Genomic DNA, 16937 nt, shown 5'->3' on the forward strand with positions numbered 1-16937 from the left:
CAAGCCTGACCGCCCGGAGCCGGGCACGGCGGGCCACACCCCCACCACCACGCACCGCAACCCAACACCCCAACCGCGACCACGACCACGACCCGCAGCGAAAAAGCCAGAGAACTGACCGACGCCCGCCGGGAAACCTCCCGACGGGCGTCAGCCGTTTCGCGGTGCCCGGGCCCCGCCCGGAAGGCGCTCACCGTCAGCGCGCGGCTCCCATGCCGAAGCGGTGGCGCTTGCGCCAGACCAGCGACAGCAGCAGGAGCACCGCGCCGCCGCCGACGAGGCCACCGCCGAACTTCATCGGGGTGCTCAGGCTGTCACCCGTGACGGGCAGCGGCTGCTGAGGGTCCTCCTTCTTCTTCAGCACGGTGAGCGTCGCGGTCGCCACGCGGTCCGAGGTCTCGCCCTCGGCGCGGAAGGTGTAGGTGCCGTGGTGGCGCGGCGTGTACGTGGTGCGGAAGTTGCCCTCGTCGTCGGCCGTGACCTCCCAGCGCCTCGGATTCGGCTGCGGGGCCTGCTGGTACGAGACGGGCGCCATCGCGACCAGCTCGCCGTTGCTGCGCCGCGCCTGCTCGGCACCCGGAACGGCGGCGGCGAGCGGAGCGGTGCCGACGGTGATCACGACCGTCTCGCCCGGCGTCCAGCCGGTGCCGATCAGCGTGGCGGTCTGACCGACCACGACGGTCGTCGGGCTCACCGCGAGTGTCGCGGGGCCAGGCACGTAGGGCGGTGGTTGGGTGTCGCCGGGCGCCGGCTGCGGCTGCGCCGCCCCCGCGGCGGACGGCGCGGCCACCACGGCCAGACCGACCGCGAGCGCCATGATGATGCGGGATAGCCGCATGATTGGTTCCCTCCTACTGGTCACAGCTTGGTGCGGAAACAACTTGGGTGGTCCATGGGGTGGCGGTGGGGGTCAGCCACAGCTCGGCCGTACCGACGCCGGTCTTCGCGGTGAGCACGGTGACCTCCAAGGTGCGGGAGTCTCCCGGGCCGACCTCGACGTTCGCCGTGGTCACCTGGCGGCGCCGTTCGGTGCCGCTGCCCACCGCCGTCTCGACGCCGTCGAGGTGGGTGGTGAGCACGGTCCCGCCGGCGGGGCTGTACACCGACACCAACGTGCGGGCGGTGTACGGGTCGCCGGCCAGACCGAGGCCGAGGACCGACTTGCTGAGACCCGACTTGGGCGCCGACGAGCGCAGGGTGACCCGGAGCCGGAGCTCCCGGCGGCCGTCGGTCCGGCAGTCGCCGACGGTGAGGGTCGCCGTCTGCCGGAGGTAGTAGCCGAGCTTCGCGCCGCTGCCGTCGTTGAGGAACACGCCGACCGTCGGCACTGTGTCCTTCTCCGGAAGCACCCCGGCCATTCGGCTGTCGCCGATCGTCCGTTGCTCCTCGGGTCGGGCACTCCAGAACAATATCCGGCGTTCGGTGACAGCACGGTCAAATGCGGACAATAGCCCCTTCGGGTCATATTTCTTCGTGACCAGTGCGTCGAACACGGCGGCGGCGGAGGCCGCGAAGAAGGCGTCCTGCTCCTCGTTGTCCATCCGCTGGTAACTGTCGCCGAGCACCGTCTGGACGACCTTCTCCGCGGCCAGCGGGACGCCGCCGGGCACCATCACCGGGCCGGTGGCCTTCAGCAGGTACGACAGCACCACCGGGTCGACGGCGAGCACGCCGTCCACCGTGGTCCCCGTACGCCGGCGGAACATCTCCCGGTAGAGCGCGGCAGCGGTCGGGAAGTGCGGGGTGAGGTTGACGTCCGCCGGATAGATCCCCGGCAGGTCGGCCCAGAGGTGACGTACCTCCGCGGGCACCTTCAACGGCGGCTGGAACCTGCCCAGCGCGCTGCTGGCACCCTGCCGCCCCATCCGGACCCGGCCGTCGTCGGCGTGGATCACGGCGTACGCGCCGATCATGCCGCCGGTGGCGCGCAGCTCGGCCGGGTTCTGGGACACCACGAGATAGGTGCGGGGGCCGGCGGCGCCCAGCAGGGGCGGGAGCAGCCGGGTGGCCTGGTCCGCCGCGGCGGTGAGGCCCGCCAGGCGGTCGATCTCCCCGCGCAGGTCGACGAGTGCCTGCCGGACCTGGCTCACCAGTCCGTCGGTGGGCACCGTGGCCAGGCTGCTCCGGGTGCCCTGCACGGCCGCGTTGACGGTCGCCAGTTCCGCCGAGACCGTCCGCAGCCGGGCCACGTCGAGCCGCCCACCCGCCGGCACCAGGCTGGCCAGGTCGGCGCGGAGCAGCAGCGGGAACGCCTGCCGGGCCAGGTCGTCGACGGCGACCGAGATCTGCCGCACGGCGGCCAGGTTGTCCCCGGCGTACGGGGTGTGCCGGCCGAGCCACCAGCCGGGGTCGCCGGTCGCCGACCTGGCCTTGCCCGCCTGCTCCTGGAGCGCGGCCAGGGTGCGCTGCGCGCGGGCCGTGTCGCCGCCGACCACCTGGGCGCTGAGTTCCCGGGCCAGCCCGGCGGCGTTGAGCAGGTGGGCGCGGGCCTGCCAGCCCCGGAAGCCCACCCAGCCGCCCGTCAGCAGGAGCAGCGAACCCACCACGAGGCAGGCGAGAAGTGCCCGGCGAAGCGGCCGACGCCGCCGGGACCGGCCCCGCCGCCGGCGCGTTCTCTGGCTCTCCGTCACACCACACGTCCCTTCGCGGAAACGGACAGAAGACCCCATTCCTCCGCCTGTTCCTAACAGGTAACGATCGTTTTCGCCGGTAGATGACGGTATTGGCCGGTACGCGAGTGTCGCTCGCGGCTCAGCGGCCGGCAGCCGCGTCGTACAGCAGGCGTTCGATCCGGTCCACGCCCGCCGGCATGGACATCTCCCGCAGGTACGCCTCCCGGCCGCGCCGGCCCATGTCCGCCCGGGCGGGCGGCGGGATGGTGGCGGCCAGCCAGAACCGGTCGGCCAGGCTCGCCCAGTCCTCCGGCGGGCAGGACAGCCCTGCCCGGGCCCGCTCCACCAGCTCGGCGGTGTCGCCGCCGGCCGAGGCCACCACGGGCGCGGCGCAGGAGAACGCCGCCTGGAGCTTCGCCGGCAGGGCGCTGCGCAGCTCCGGGAGGTCGCGCAGCATGACGAGCTGGTAGTCGGCGGCGGCGTACAGCTCCGGCATGTCCAGCGGAGACCGGCGTTCGACGAAGCGCACGTTGTCGGCGCGCAGTTCGGCGGCGAGCCCCCGCACCCGCCGCTCGTCCGCGCCCGAGCCCACCAGGACGAGGTCCATGGTGCGGTCCAGCGCCGCCGCCGCCCGTACCGCCGTCTCCAGGCCCTGCCGGGCGCCGATGGTCCCGGCGTGCATCACCACGCAGCGGTCGTCGCGGCGCACCAGCCGGCGCGCCGCGCCGCTGGGCCGCGCGGGCTGGAAGATCCGCTCGTCGGTCCAGTTGAGCACCACCTGCACCCGGGCCGGGTCGGCGCCGGCGGCCACGACCCTGTCCCGCAGCGACGGCGCGGAGACCGCGATCCGGTCGGCGGCGCGGTAGGCCCGGGTCATCGCCGCGCCGATCCGCGCGGCCCACCGCCCGTTCCCGGCGCCGGTCGACTCGTCCGTCGCCCAGACGTCCTGCACGTGGACGACGGTCGGCACCCGGCCCAGCAGCCGCAGCAGGCCCGCGGCGGCGAAGGCGGTCGCCGGCGGCAGGTGGACGTAGAGCGCGTCGACGTCGGCGAGGAACGGCCGCCCGGTCAGTGCGGCGCTGCCGGCGAAGGAGAGGTAGCCGGCCATCCGCGTGCGCAGCGACCCGTCGCCGGCGCTGTAGCGCGGGACCCGGCGGACGGTCAGCCGCTCGCTGCGGGTCTCGTGACGCCAGCGCTGTCGCCACCCGGGGTAGACGTGCCCGCCGGGATAGTCGGGGAAGCCGGTCAGCACCTTCACCTCGTGTCCCCGCACCGCGAGTTCCTCGGCGAGGCTGCCCGGGATGAACGCCGGCTCGGGCGGGAAGTGGTAGGACAGGATCCCGATCCTCATCGGCGCGCCTCCGTCCGGGTCAGGCGGTTCGGCGCGGCACGGTGTGGTGGACGCGTCGGGCCCGCGTACGATGCCCGCATCCCCTCCACGTCCGGCCGGCACCGACGGCCGGCGGCCGGCGCGGCGTCGCCCGCGCCCGCACCGACGAGAGGGGTCCAGATGGTCGACCGCGTGCTGTTCGTCTGCCACGCCAACCTGTGCCGGTCCCCGATGGCCGAGTACCTCGCCCGCCGCCTGCTGGCCGGGCAGCCGGTCGTGGTCTCCAGCGCGGGCACCGACGCCGTCGACGGCCTGCCGATGCACCCGTACGCGGCGGAGGTGGCGACGTGGGCCGGCGGTGACCCCAGCGGCTTCCGCACCCGGCGGTTGCGCGGGGAGCACCTGGTCGGGGCGACACTGGTCCTGGCGGCCACCCGGCGCCAGCGCTCGGTCTGCACCGCGCTCGCGCCGGCGGCGCTGCACCGGACGTTCACCCTGCGCCAGTTCGCCCGGCTGGCCGAGGCCGCGGATCCGGCGGACGACGCGATCGCGGAGCCGGCCGACGGGCCCGTGCGGGCCGCGGTCCGGGCGGCCGCCCGCGCCCGGGGGCGGCTGCAACCCGCCACTCCCGACGCGGACGACCTGGTGGACCCGATCGGCGGGACCGCCGCCGACTTCCGACGCTGCGCCGAGGAGATCGAACGGTCCCTGCGACCCCTCGCGGCGCTCATCGGGACAGCCGGGTGAGTTCCTGCGTGCGGTCGCTGCGGCCGTCGATCCGCTCCGCGTGCCGGGCGGTCTTGGCCCGGTCGGCCGGCACGTCCGCGGACCCGCCGGCCGCCACCACCCGGTAGGCCTCGTACTGGTAGGCCTCGGCCTTGGCCACCTTGGCCATGTTCAGCACGCAGCCGAGCAGCCGGACGGAGACCGAGTGCAGGGAACGCGCGGCGGCGGCCACCTGCGTCTGCGAGGTGCGTCCCTGCTGGGAGACCAGGAGCGCGCCGTCGGCCTGCACGGCCACCACCACGCCGTCGGTGACCGCCAGCAGCGGGGCGGTGTCGATGATGACGATGTCGGCCGACTCCCGCAGGGCGAGCAGCAGGTCCGCCATCGCCTTCGAGCCGAGCAGCTCGCTGGGGTTGGGCGGCGCCGAGCCACTCGGCAGCACCAGCAGGGACTTGTCGCCCCAGCGCTGCACCACGTCGCCGACCTGGACGTCGCCGACGAGCACGTCGGTGAGCCCGATGCCGGCGTCGAGCCCCAGGTAGTCGGCGACCTTCGGCCGGCGCAGGTCGGCGTCGACCAGCAGCACCCGCCAGCCGGCCTCGGCCAGGGCGATCGCGAGGTTGCAGGAGAGCGTGGTCTTGCCCTCGCCCTGCAGGGCACTGGTGACCGCGATGACCCGGGCGGGCTCGTGCACGTCGACGAAGCGCAGGTTGGTGCGCAGCTTGCGGACCGCCTCGGCGCGGGCGGAGTTCGCCGCGTCGCCCACGATCAACGGCTCCGACTTCGCCGTGCTCTCGAACGGGATCTCACCGAGCAGCGGGCTGCCGGTGGTGCGCTGCAGGGCGGCGGCGTCGCGCAGCCGGACGTCGGCCACCCCGCGCAGGATCGCCAGGCCCACGCCGGCGAGCAGCCCCAGCAGCGTCCCGATGACGACGTTGCGGACCGGCTGCGGCGAGACGGGGCTCGAACTGACCCGCGGCCCGCTGACCACCTCGATCTTGATGGGGCCGGACTTGCCGTCCTGGGTCGTCTCCACCTTCTGCACCAGCTCCACGAACTTCGCGGAGAGCGCCTCGGTGACCTTCAGTGCCCGGTTCTGGTCCGTGTCGGTCACCGACGCGCGCAGCAGGACGGTGCCCGTCTCGGTGGACGTGCTGACGCGATCCTGGACCTCCTCGGCGGTGAGTCCGATCGCGTTCTCGGCCACCACGCTCTGCGCCAGCCGGTCGCTGGTCAGCAGCTCCGCGTACGACTTGACGCGCTGCTGGAGGAAGAGGCCGCCCTGGTAGGCGTCCGTGACGCCCTGGCTCGGCGTGGTGACGAAGAAGGTCACCGAGGCGACGTACCGGGGCTGGGCCCGGACGGTGACGAGGGCGGTGACTCCGAGCGCGACCATGACGGTGAGGAGCACGATCCACCAGTGCCGGCGCACGAGGCGGAGTTGGCGGTACAGGTCCATCAGGCGCGCCTCCGTACCAGGCCGGTAACGCCAAAGAACTTCACGAAAACCCCCAAGGTCGACTTACATCTCGTGAAACCATTAAAGCGACTCATACGACTTATGTCCCGAGTTATGTATTTTCACCCCTTGACATCTGCGCCTGGCCCACCACCGGACAAACGGGCGTGCGGTGTCCCGGGACGCGGGGGAGAAACGAACGGGCGTGACGTTTCCGACCATGAACTGCCCCGACTCGCCGGTGGCGGCGGCGATGGATAGGGTCGGTGACGGTGTGCCGGGAAGCCTGGTCGGCAGCTGCCCCCTGCTGCCCCCGACACCAAGGTGGACATCGCGTATGAGCGACCGCGCCCCGCACACCGGCCCCTCCCGCCCGACCCGCCGACTCTTCTCGCGTACGTCCTGGCCGGAGGCCCGCTTCCTGGCCGACGTGCTGCGGACCGAGACGGTCGGCGGCGGTCTCCTCCTGCTCGGCGCGGTGATCGCGCTGGTCTGGGCGAACTCGCCCTGGGAGTCCGCCTACCAGGCCCTCGGCGGCTGGGTGCCGTGGGCCGGCGGGGCGGGGCTGCACCTCGACCTGAGCCTCTCCGCCTGGGCGGCCGACGGCCTGCTCGCGGTCTTCTTCTTCGTGGTCGGGCTGGAACTGAAGCGGGAATTCGTCGTCGGCGAGTTGCGGGACCCGCGGCGGGCGGCCCTGCCGGTGGTCGCGGCGGTCGGCGGAATGGCGCTACCGGCGCTGATCTACGTCGCGGTCAACCTGGCCGCCGGCGGCGACGGCCTGCGGGGCTGGGCCATCCCCACCGCGACGGACATCGCCTTCGCCCTGGCCGTGCTGGCCGTCATCGGCTCCCACCTGCCGCAGGGTCTGCGGGCCTTCCTGCTCACCCTCGCGGTGGTCGACGACCTGCTCGCGATCACCGTCATCGCGATCTTCTACACCGACGACTTCAGCCCGCTGCCGCTGCTCGCCGCGCTCGTCCCGATCGCGGTCTTCGGCCTGCTCGTGCAGCGCCGCAGGACCTGGTGGTGGGCCCTGATCCCGCTCGCGGTGGCCGCGTGGACGCTCGTGCACGCCTCCGGGGTGCACGCCACCGTGGCGGGCGTCCTGCTGGGTTTCACGGTGCCGGTCCTGGGCAGGGACGGCGGCACGCACGGGCTCGCCGAGCACCTGGAGCACCGCTGGCGCCCGGTCTCCGCCGGCTTCGCCGTACCGGTCTTCGCGTTCTTCGCGGCCGGGGTGTCGCTGCGCGGGGCCGACCTGGGCGCGATCGTCACGGACCCGATCGTGATCGGCGTCGTCGCCGGCCTGGTGGTCGGCAAGGCCGTCGGGATCTTCGGCTCGACGTTCCTGCTCGCCCGCTTCACCCGCGCCCGGCTCGCCGAGGACATCACCTGGACCGACCTGCTCGGGGTGGCGCTGCTCGCCGGGGTCGGGTTCACCGTCTCCCTGCTGATCGGCGAACTCGCGTTCGGCGCCGGCACCGCGGCCGACGACAACGTCAAGGCGGCTGTGCTCGCCGGCTCGGTGATCGCGGCGCTGCTCGCCGCGGTCGTGCTGGTCCGGCGCAACGCCGCCTACCGGCGGATCGCCGAGGCGGAACTCGTGGACGCCGACCGCGACGGCGTGCCGGACGTCTACCAGCGCGGGGACGGCTGACCCGGAACGGCCGGCGGCTGATCCGGGACGGCCAAGGGGCTGACCCGGGAAGGCCGCGGCCGGAAGCCGAGCGGGGCTCCGGCGGGACGGCGACCGGCCCGCCGGAGTCCGGACGGGTCAGCGGCGCCGCTCGGCCTCCCGGCGCTCCTCCTGCTCGTCGGCGAGGGCGTCGCTGACCGGCTCCATCAGGTCGTCGCCCGGCACCGCCACCTCCTCCGCCCGGTCCTGCTCGTCGGCCCGCCCGCCGGCCGGCGGCTGCGGGGCGGTGGCGTCTCCGGCGAAGCCGTACTCGTTCGGCTCGTCATGCTTGCTCATGTGGCAGTCCTCCCGCTTTCTCCGGTTTCGCCTCCTACCGCAACGGTAGGTGGTGATCCTCTTGCCCGCTGGAGGCCGCCGATAGTCGTGGCGGCGCCGCGTCGGTGAGCGCGGCCCACAGCATCCGGCGCAGCAGGACGATCGCCGCCGCGGCCGCCAGCGCCGCCCAGCCCTGGTCGACGGCCAGCCGCAGCAGGCCGGCGGCCGTGAGCAGGTCCAGCAGTACCCGCAGCGCGCAACGCCAGGAACGCGTGCCGACCAGCACCGCCAGGCCGGCGAGCGTGGCCAGCGCGGTGGTGGCGGTGGCCAGGAGTGGGGTCACCCGCGGTGCTCCATCTCCCCCACCTGCCGCTGCTCCTGGCGGATCTCCCGACCCAGGAAGTAGTTCAGCGCGGTCCGGATGGTGGCGATGGCCGCCAGCTGCCCGATCTGGGTGAAGGTCGGCGAGACCGCCGTACGCAGGATGTCCGCCGCGAGCTGGAACTCCAGCCCGAGGGTGAGGAACCGGCCCAGGGAGAGCCGGATGGGGGTGAACACGGCGGCGCTGCGGTGTCGCAGCCCTTCGACCACGAACCGCAGCGCCGCCCAGGCCGCGCCGACGAAGATGACCACCGCGCCGGCGATCTCCACCGCGGTGACCAGGGCCTGGTAGCCGTGGCGCAGCGCCTCCTCGACGCCCACCGGCTGGCCTTACCCGGCCCGCTCGGCGGTAGTCGGCGTCAGGTGAGCTGCGCGACCGCCTCCAGGATCAGCCAGAGGCCGCAGATGGCGAAGAGCGCGGCGGCGCCGTACTTGATGGTCTTCTCCGGCAGCTTCTTGCCGAGCATCCGCCCGACCAGGATGGCCAGCGCGTCCGCCGCCACCATGCCGACCGTCGAGCCGAGCCAGGTGCCGAACCAGCCGTACTGGGTGGCGAGGGTGATGGTGGCGAGCATGGTCTTGTCGCCCAGCTCCGCCAGGAAGAACGCGACCGACACCGCCACGATGGCGGACTTGCTGGACTTCTCGGCCTTGCGCTTCTCCTCCTCGGTGAGCGTGTCCCCGCGCAGGGTCCACGCGCCGAAGCCGAGGAACGCCAGGCCCGCGACCAGCGAGATCCACTCCGTCGGCAGCGCGGCGCCGAGCCCGTAGCCGATCGCCACCGAGGCCAGGTGCACGACGGCGGTGGCGACGGTGATGCCGATCAGGACCGGCACGGTTTTGAAGCGGGTGGCGAAGGTCAGGGCCATCAGCTGGGACTTGTCGCCCAGCTCAGCGACGAAGATGACGCCGAAGCTGACCACCAGCGCGACGAGGAAACCTTCCATGACATCCTTCCGGATCACGCCGGGAGGAGGTACGGGGGCGCCCTCGACCCGGCTGCGACAGCCTGAGTCGAAGGTCTCGCCCGCCCCGGATGACGAGGCCGCGTGGCCGGATGCGGAACGCACCAGTGTGTCGACCACGACATTGGGGGCTACTCCCCTTCGCGCCGCCCAGCGTAGCCGACCACCGGCCGGGCCGGGCACCACGGGTGAAGATCGTCACGCGCCGCCGGCCGGCCGGTCCCGGTCACTCCGCGCAGGCCAGGGTGACGCCGAACAGGCCGTCCGGGTCGGTCCAGAAGTCGTGGACGGCGAAGCGGGCCGCCGCCAGCTCCGCCGCGATGCCCTCGGGCCGGAACTTCGCGGACACCTCCGTGCGCAACTCCTCGCCCTCGGCGAAGGTGACGGCCAGGTCGAGCACCCGGACCCGCATCGGCCGGAGCGCACGCAGCCGCATCTCGATCCACTCCCGCGCCGGGTCCCAGAGCGCCACGTGGGCGAACGCCTCCGGGTCGAAGTCGGCGCCCAACTCCCGGTTGACCACCCGCAGCACGTTGCGGTTGAACTCGGCGGTGACCCCGGCCGCGTCGTCGTACGCCGGCACGACGACCGCCGGGTCCTTGACCAGATCGGTGCCGATCAGCAGCCAGTCCCCCGCCTCCAGGGCGTCCCGCATCGCGCCCAGGAACCGCGCCCGCTCGGCCGGCAGGAGGTTGCCGATGGTGCCGCCGAGGAAGAGCACCAGCCGCCGACCGCCGGTCGGCAGCCGGTCCAGGTGACGGGTGAAGTCCCCCACGATGCCGCGCACCCGCAGCCCCGGGTAGTCGGCCGCGATCTCGACGGTGGACTGGCGCAGAGCGCTGACCGACACGTCCAGCGGCACGAACGTGCCGAGGCCACCCCGCCGGGTGAACGCGTCCAACAACAGCCGGGTCTTCTCCGACGAGCCCGAACCGAGCTCGATCAGCGTCTTCGCGCCGGTCAGTTCGGCGATCTCGCCCGCCCGTTCGGCCAGCACGGCGCGTTCGGCCCGGGTCGGGTAGTACTCCGGCAGCCGCGTGATCTCCTCGAACAGCTCGCTGCCACGGGCGTCGTAGAACCACTTGGGCGGCAGCCACTTGGGCTCGGCCGTCAGGCCGGCGCGGACGTCCTCCCGCAGGCTGCGACCAAGGTCCTGCTCCTCGAGGTGGATCTCCAGCGGCTCGGCGCCCATGTCTTCCCCTTCGTCGTCGGAACGTCCCTGTCGGCCGGCGGTCAGACCTCGGCGAGGGCGCGCAGACGCACCCCCGTCGCGGTCGCCTCCACCAGTTGCCCGTCCGGCACCGCCTGCCAGCCGGGGTCGTCGTCGTGCGGTTCGGACGCCAGCAGCACCGAGGCCGGGGTCGCGCGGATCGACAGCGCGTGCCCGGCCACGCTGGCCACCACGGTGTGGCCGTCGGTGAGCAGCAGGTTGAGCCGGGACCCGGGGGCCGCCGCGGCCACCGCCGTCACGGTCTCGGCGATCGCGCGGGCAGGCTTCACCCCGGCCCGCAGCCGGTGCCGGACCAGCGCCCAGAGCAGCGCCGAGTCGGTGGCCGCGTCCAGGGTGAGCAGGTCGCGTACGGGCAGGGTGCCGGCGAGCGGGACCATCGTGTCGGGCCAGCGCCGCACCACGCCGTTGTGGCTGAACAGCCAGGGCCCCTCGGCGAACGGGGCGGCGGCCCCGTCGAGCACCGCCATGCCGACCGTGGCGGAACGGACGGCGGCCAGCACCGCGCCGGCGGAGGTGACCGCCGCGAGCTGCGCGATCGTGGGGTCGCTCCAGATCGGCTGGGCCCGCCGGTAGCGCACCGGCTCGCCGGAACCCGGATACCAGCCGACGCCGAAGCCGTCGGCGTTGATCGTCCCGCCGCCGCGCATGTCGCGCGGCGCCCAGGACTGCCGCACCAGGGCGTACGGCGGGTCGAACAGCAGCTCCCGCAGGGTGACCGGCGGCCCCAGGTAGGCCAGGTGGCGGCACATCAGGCGGCCGTCCTCACGGCTGGGACTCCTCGGGCCGGGCGTCGCGGGCGCAGCGGAAGCCGCTGAAGATCTGCCGCCGGATCGGGTAGTCCCAGTTGCGGAAGGTGCCCCGGCAGGCGGCCCGGTCGGTGCCGAACGACCCGCCCCGCAGCACCTGGTAGTCGTCGCCGAAGAAGACCTCCGAGTATTCGCGATAGGGGAACGCGGTGAAGCCCGGATGCCCCCGGAAGGTGGTGGAGGTCCACTCCCACACGTCGCCGACGAGCTGGTGCACGCCCAGCGGCGAGGCGCCCGCCGGGTAGGCGCCCACCGGGGCCGGCCACAGGTGCCGCTGCCCCAGGTTGGCGTGCGCGGCGGTGGGGTCGTCGTCGCCCCACGGGTAGCGGCGGGAACGGCCGGTGGCCGGATCCCAGCGGGCCGCCTTCTCCCACTCCGCCTCGGTCGGCAACCGCTTGCCGGCCCAGGCCGCGTACGCCTGCGCCTCGTGGTAGCAGACGTGCACCACCGGCTCGTCGTCGCGGACCGGGGCCCACCGCCCGAAGCGCCGGTAGGCCCAGCCGTCGCCGTCGCGCCGCCAGTGCATCGGCGCGGAGAGCCCCGCCTCCCGGCGGTGCCGCCAACCGGCCGGGCTCCACCAGCGCGGGTCGTCGTAGCCGCCGTCGGCGATGAACTCGCGGTAGCGGCCGTTGGTCACCGGCGTGGCGTCGATGACGTACGCCGGCAGGTGGACCCGGTGGGCGGGGCGCTCGTTGTCCAGCGCCCACGGGTCGGTGTCGGTGCCCATGGTGAACTCACCGGCCGGCACCAGCACCTCGCCGCCGACCCGGGTCCGCGGCTCCGGCGGCGGCGGGGCGTGCAGCACCGCAGGGCCGGTGCGGAGCTGGTGGGTGGCGAGCATCGTCTCGTCGTGCTGCTGCTCGTGCTGCACGATCATGCCGAAGGCGAAGCCGTCGGCGACCAGCGGGCGGTCGGTGAACGCGACCCTGTCCAGCAGGTCGAGCACCTTGTCCCGGACGGTGAGCAGGTAGGCGCGGGCCTCCTGCGGCGGCAGCAGGGGCAGCGACGGGCGGTCCCGGCGGGGCTGCTTGAACGCGTCGTACAGGTCGTCGATGTCCCGCCGGACCGGCTCGCGGCCACCCACGTCCCGGACCAGCCAGAGTTCCTCCTGGTTGCCGACGTGCGCGAGGTCCCACACCAGCGGGGACATCAGCGGCGAGTGCTGCCGCACCAGGTCGGCCTCGTCGACCGCCTCGGTCAGCAGCGCCGTGCGGGCGCGGGTGCGTTCCAGCTCCGCCGCGATTCGGCTGCGCAACTGCTCCGCGCCCGGCCGCTGCGTGGTCGCTCCGGTCACGCGTACCTCCTCCCCGCGGCGGCCCGTCGCCGCCGTACGCCTCGGTCGATGTCGTCGTGCAGGGCCGCCGGCAGGCCGAGCCGGGGCAGGGCGGCCAGGGCCAGGTCGAACAGCTCCACGGCGGCGGCGGCCAGCGCCGGGTCGCGCAGGCCGTGCCGGGCGGCGGCGCGCCAACGGTGTGCCACCGGGCCGGCGACGGCGCGGGCCGCGTGCACGGTGCCGGGCTCGGCGAGCAGGGCGGCCACCACCGCGAGCGCGACCGCCCAGCCCCGGCCGGGCTGTGCGTCGAGGTAGCGCAGCTCCAGGTAGCCCCGGGGGCGCACCGGCGGGAACAGTGTGCTCACGTGGTAGTCGAGGTCGTCGGTGGTCGGCGGTCGGGGCAGCGCCCCGTCGACCCAGTCGGCGAAGCTGACGGCCGGCGGCGGCGTCCAGTCGGGACCGCCGCCGCGTACGCAGAGCAGCGGCGCGGCGAGGACGTAGTCGGTCCAGTCGGCGACCGGGTCGACGTCGGCCCGCTCCGGCGTCCACACCGGCCGGGTGCGGGCCGGGTCGATGGCGAACCAGGCCGCCATGCGCGCGGACGCCCAGCCGGTGGCCCGGCCGGCGTGCCGGTCGGCCGTGGCGAAGGCGGCCAGCAGGGGCGGCCCGAGCGCGTGCACCGTCGCCCAGCGGGCCGGCAGGTGCTCCGGCTCTCCGGCGTCCAGGCAGACCTGCAGGCCGGCGGTGCTGTACATCATCGTCCGGCCGGCGGCGCCACGCCGGTCGAAGACGTGCCGCATGGCGCGGTAGCGGGGGGTTTCGACCACCGCCCGGGGCGGCCGGTGGGGGTCGATGCCGCTCTGGCCGAGGACCAGCCCGGCGGCGGCGAGCAGGCCGCGCAGCTGGGCGATGTCGCCGTCGGTGGCCTGGACGAGGGTGGCGAGCGAGGTGCGGGGCGCGGTGGAGATCTCCAGCTGCCCGCCGGGCTCGACGGTGACGGTGCCACCGTGACGAAGCGGTGCGGCGGGGCTCGCGCGGTCGAGGGTCGGGGGGCTGTGCCGCCCCAGCGCCGCCCGGAGCCGCTCGCCGTCGACGGGGCGGGCGGGGTCGGCGGCGTCGTGCACGGTCCATTCGAGTTCGACGCCCGTGTGGGTCGGCGGGCCGGTCTTGAAGCAGATCCGGGCGAGGTGACCCGCGGCTGCGGCGCGCTCCCGCAGGACGATGCTCCGGTCGAGTTCCGGCGACGTCACCACAGGACGGGCTCCCTTCCCCGCGCCGACTTCCGGGCCGTGCCACCGTAGCGCCACCCACCGTCATCGGCAGGGCGTCGGCGGCCCACCACTTCTGTTTCTAACAGACGGATTTCGCGTGGCCGGCCGGAACGAGCAGGGCGATCAGCCGGTCGCCTCCGGGGACGCCGCCGTCGTGGGCTCGGCCCTCCTCGAGTTCCTCGACTCCGCCTCGGGCACCAGCTCCCGACAGAAGGCGTCGACGTTCTCCCGGCCGCCCGCCGCGGTCACCACGCCGGCGTACGTGGGGCTGTCCAGCGTGTTCTCCCGCTGGGCCGGCGGCTTGGCCAGGTACGCCCGGCAGAGCCCCCACAGCTGCTCGGTGCGCTGCTCCGGCGGTCGTGGCCCGCCACCGCCCGGGGTGCCGGGGGTGGCCGCACCGGGCGTGGGGGCGGCGGACGGGCCGCGCGAGCCGTCGGTGGGCGCGTCGGAGGGGGTGCCGCCACTGCCGGTGGCGCCGGTGGACCCGCCCTGCTCCGTACCCGTGGTGGCCGGTGCCGGCGTGGCCGGGCGCGGCGGCGGGGCCGGGTCGTCGGGGCGGTCCAGGGTGACGGCCGCGAAGGCGGCACCCGCCGTCGCGGTGACCGCGATTCCGGCGGCCCAGGCCACGGCGCCGGCGGTGAACCGGCGTCCCCGCGGTGGCCGCGTCGCGGCGGCGGTGGCGGGCGCGGCGGCGCGGGCGGCCCGGAAGGCTGCCAGCGCGCCCTCCTCGCCGGCCAGCTCACCGGGACGGGCGGGGGCCGCCGCGGCCGAGAGCAGCCGGGCGAGCGGATCCGGGTCGGCGGCGTCGGGCGAGCCGGCGCGGGCCGCGTCGAGCAGCCGGTCGGACTCGGCCCGGTCGGCGGGCCGCTCGTGCCGGCGGAAGGTCATCTGATTCCCCTCACGTCAACCGTCCGCCGGCTCGGCGTGCGGCGCCTGCCGCCGACCGGCGCGCGGACGCGGCGGGGTGGCTTTCTCGGGGTCGGCCGGCGGCTGGGACAGGTCGTAGCGTGCCATCAGGGCGGCGAGGCGGCGCAGACCCCGGTGGGCGGCGGTGCGCACGGCACCGGGCCGGCGGCCGAGCACCCGTCCGGCGGTCTCGGCGTCCAGCCCGATGACGGCGCGGAGCAGGACGGCCTCGGCCTCGCGGGGCGGCAGGGTGGCGATCAACGCCAGCGCCGCCTCGGTGCCGATGGTCTCGCCGGCCCGTTCGGCGGTGTCGGCGTCGCCGGCCAGCTCGCTGAGCGCCTGCACCGGCACCGGCAGCGACGGACGGCGGCGTTGCCGCCGCAGGTGGTCCATGGCCCGGTTGCGGGCGATGGTCACCGTCCAGGCCCGGAACTCGCCGCCGGTGAAGCTGGGCAGGTCGCGGGAGATCTGCAGCCACGTCTCCGAAGCGACATCCTCGGCGTCGGCGCCGACCAGGGCGGTCAGGTACCGCAGCAGACCGGGCTGGAGGCTGCGGTAGAGGAAGCGGAAGCCGTCCTCGTCGCCGGCCTGCGCCGCCGCGACCGCGTCGTTCAGCTCAGCGGACACGGGACCGCCGCCTCCGCTTCCCGGACGTGCCGGGGTGGCGCACACCCACCCGGGCGTACGCGACGCCAGCACGGTCCGGCCCCCGGACCTGATCCCGCACCCTCAGCCCCCCGCTGACCTGGTCACGCCCGGGACCGCGGCGGCCCGGACGGTAGTTCTGGACTCTCGCCACGGCGGCACGGCCGGCGGCGCCGGCGACGCCGTGGGGCGGGCCCGAGTCGGGCTAACGGTAGGAGCACCGGGCCGATCGGACAAGTCGGCCCCGGTCGGCAAAAGAGTGAGAATTATCTACCTGATCGGGTGGCGGGTCGCCGTAACGCGGCGCGCGCCCGGGACGCTGCGCCCGCGGCAAAGGGCGTTCGTCCAGCGTACGGCGGCGGCGGGCGAATCTCGTCACGGGGCGTCCCCGGGCGGTCACACCATATCGGAGGCGGCCGTCGGCGCACAGAGCTCCGTGGGGCGGGTCGCGCCGGTGGGCCGGCCCGCTCACCGCGCGCCGTTCTCCGCCGCTCTGGGTACGGTGGTGCTGTGTTGTCATCGGAGGTCGTACTCAGCGGTCGGTACCGCCTGGACGAGCGTGTCGCCACGGGCGGCATGGGCGACGTCTGGCGGGCCAAGGACCTCGTCCTCGGCCGTCAGGTCGCGGTCAAGGTCCTGCTGCCCGCCCTGGTCTCCGACCCCGACTTCATCGCCCGCTTCCGCGCCGAGGCACGGATCATGGCCGCTCTGCGGCACCCCGGCATCGTCCAGGTCTTCGACTGCGGCGAGGACGACCTGCCCGACGGCGGCCGAGCCGACTACCTGGTCATGGAGTTCGTGACCGGCCAGCCGCTGTCCAAGCGGATCGAGGCCGCCGGTCGGCTCGACGTCGGCGAGACGATGGCGATCGTGGCCCAGGTCGCGGAGGCCCTGCACGCCGCGCACCTCGGCGGAATCGTGCACCGCGACGTCAAGCCGAGCAACCTGCTGGTGCAGGAGAACGGCAGCGTGGTGCTGGTCGACTTCGGCGTGGCCCGGTCGACGAACGTCACGAGCATCACCAGCACCAACGCGGTGCCCGGCACCGCGCTCTACATGGCGCCCGAGCAGGCCGCCGGCCGGCCGGTCTCGGGTGCCACCGACATCTACGCCCTCGGCGCCGTCACCTACTGCTGCCTGAGCGGCAGCCCGCCGTTCACCGGCGACAACCCGCTCCAGGTCGCCGTCCGGCACCTCGACGACGAGCCGCCGGAGCTGTCGCACGACATCCCGGAGGCCGTTCGCGCGCTGGTCTCCCGCGCCCTGGCGAAGGATCCGGCCGACCGGTTCAGCAGCGGGGCCGCGATGGCCCAGGCCGCCCGCGCCGCTGTCTCCGACCCGTCGGCGGCGACCGCCATGGTGCCCGCCCCCGGCGTCGCCG

Annotated in this window: 17 protein-coding genes; 3 read left to right on the plus strand and 14 right to left on the minus strand. The window is 74.5% G+C overall.

Annotated elements, in window-relative coordinates:
• Positions 1 to 196 precede the first annotated feature (196 nt).
• The 3 genes from AB0L34_RS26480 to AB0L34_RS26490 form a co-directional block, all read right to left on the minus strand.
• On the minus strand, positions 197 to 838 hold the full coding sequence (locus AB0L34_RS26480; RefSeq protein WP_363707545.1) for a hypothetical protein: 642 nt from the start codon (positions 836 to 838) through the stop codon (positions 197 to 199).
• 13 nt (positions 839 to 851) lie between these two features.
• The gene (locus AB0L34_RS26485; RefSeq protein WP_363707547.1) at positions 852 to 2543 is read right to left on the minus strand and encodes a DUF4012 domain-containing protein; all 1692 of its coding nucleotides are present in this window, start codon (positions 2541 to 2543) and stop codon (positions 852 to 854) included.
• Positions 2544 to 2751: 208 nt separating this feature from the next.
• Entirely contained in the window at positions 2752 to 3963 is a 1212-nt protein-coding gene (locus AB0L34_RS26490) for a glycosyltransferase family 4 protein (RefSeq protein ID WP_363707549.1), read from the minus strand.
• Positions 3964 to 4122: 159 nt separating this feature from the next.
• On the opposite strand from AB0L34_RS26490, the gene AB0L34_RS26495 reads away from it, so the two are divergent.
• Entirely contained in the window at positions 4123 to 4689 is a 567-nt protein-coding gene (locus AB0L34_RS26495; protein WP_363707550.1) for a low molecular weight phosphatase family protein, read from the plus strand.
• On the opposite strand, the gene AB0L34_RS26500 is transcribed toward AB0L34_RS26495, so the two are convergent.
• Complete coding sequence (locus tag AB0L34_RS26500) at positions 4670 to 6127, minus strand: polysaccharide biosynthesis tyrosine autokinase (RefSeq protein ID WP_363707552.1); 1458 nt, start codon at positions 6125 to 6127, stop codon at positions 4670 to 4672. The genes AB0L34_RS26495 and AB0L34_RS26500 overlap by 20 nt on opposite strands.
• Positions 6128 to 6464: 337 nt before the next feature.
• On the opposite strand from AB0L34_RS26500, the gene nhaA reads away from it, so the two are divergent.
• Complete coding sequence (nhaA, locus tag AB0L34_RS26505; RefSeq protein WP_363707554.1) at positions 6465 to 7784, plus strand: Na+/H+ antiporter NhaA; 1320 nt, start codon at positions 6465 to 6467, stop codon at positions 7782 to 7784.
• Positions 7785 to 7901: 117 nt separating this feature from the next.
• On the opposite strand, the gene AB0L34_RS26510 is transcribed toward nhaA, so the two are convergent.
• The 10 genes from AB0L34_RS26510 to AB0L34_RS26555 form a co-directional block, all read right to left on the minus strand.
• Complete coding sequence (locus tag AB0L34_RS26510; protein WP_363707556.1) at positions 7902 to 8099, minus strand: hypothetical protein; 198 nt, start codon at positions 8097 to 8099, stop codon at positions 7902 to 7904.
• A gap of 34 nt (positions 8100 to 8133) precedes the next feature.
• Positions 8134 to 8421 carry a hypothetical protein gene (locus AB0L34_RS26515; RefSeq protein ID WP_363707558.1) on the minus strand — a complete coding sequence of 96 codons (288 nt, stop codon included), beginning with the start codon at positions 8419 to 8421 and terminating at the stop codon, positions 8134 to 8136.
• Positions 8418 to 8780, minus strand: coding sequence for a DUF1622 domain-containing protein (locus AB0L34_RS26520; RefSeq protein ID WP_363707560.1), 363 nt, complete (start codon positions 8778 to 8780; stop codon positions 8418 to 8420). The genes AB0L34_RS26515 and AB0L34_RS26520 overlap by 4 nt, the downstream gene beginning before the upstream one ends.
• 38 nt (positions 8781 to 8818) lie before the next feature.
• Positions 8819 to 9406, minus strand: coding sequence for a TMEM165/GDT1 family protein (locus AB0L34_RS26525; protein ID WP_357464423.1), 588 nt, complete (start codon positions 9404 to 9406; stop codon positions 8819 to 8821).
• A gap of 244 nt (positions 9407 to 9650) precedes the next feature.
• Positions 9651 to 10616, minus strand: a complete 966-nt coding sequence (egtD, locus tag AB0L34_RS26530; protein ID WP_363707562.1) for an L-histidine N(alpha)-methyltransferase — start codon at positions 10614 to 10616, stop codon at positions 9651 to 9653.
• A 41-nt stretch (positions 10617 to 10657) separates the two neighbouring features.
• The gene (gene egtC, locus AB0L34_RS26535; protein ID WP_363707564.1) at positions 10658 to 11404 is read right to left on the minus strand and encodes an ergothioneine biosynthesis protein EgtC; all 747 of its coding nucleotides are present in this window, start codon (positions 11402 to 11404) and stop codon (positions 10658 to 10660) included.
• Positions 11405 to 11417: 13 nt separating this feature from the next.
• Positions 11418 to 12716 (minus strand): ergothioneine biosynthesis protein EgtB, encoded by a 1299-nt coding sequence (gene egtB, locus AB0L34_RS26540; protein ID WP_363707572.1) that lies wholly within the window; start codon positions 12714 to 12716, stop codon positions 11418 to 11420.
• A gap of 35 nt (positions 12717 to 12751) precedes the next feature.
• Positions 12752 to 13987 carry an ergothioneine biosynthesis glutamate--cysteine ligase EgtA gene (gene egtA / locus AB0L34_RS26545; protein ID WP_363707566.1) on the minus strand — a complete coding sequence of 412 codons (1236 nt, stop codon included), beginning with the start codon at positions 13985 to 13987 and terminating at the stop codon, positions 12752 to 12754.
• A 141-nt stretch (positions 13988 to 14128) separates the two neighbouring features.
• Positions 14129 to 14893 carry a hypothetical protein gene (locus AB0L34_RS26550; RefSeq protein ID WP_363707568.1) on the minus strand — a complete coding sequence of 255 codons (765 nt, stop codon included), beginning with the start codon at positions 14891 to 14893 and terminating at the stop codon, positions 14129 to 14131.
• A gap of 15 nt (positions 14894 to 14908) precedes the next feature.
• Positions 14909 to 15538, minus strand: a complete 630-nt coding sequence (locus tag AB0L34_RS26555) for an RNA polymerase sigma factor (RefSeq protein WP_357464413.1) — start codon at positions 15536 to 15538, stop codon at positions 14909 to 14911.
• A 528-nt stretch (positions 15539 to 16066) separates the two neighbouring features.
• Between AB0L34_RS26555 and AB0L34_RS26560 the strand changes: the two genes are divergently transcribed.
• Positions 16067 to 16937, plus strand: an 871-nt coding sequence (locus AB0L34_RS26560; protein WP_363707570.1) for a serine/threonine-protein kinase, incomplete at its 3' end; no start/stop codon positions are given.

It is taken from the genome of Micromonospora sp. NPDC052213 (assembly GCF_040679695.1).
Taxonomy (GTDB): Bacteria; Actinomycetota; Actinomycetes; order Mycobacteriales; family Micromonosporaceae; genus Micromonospora.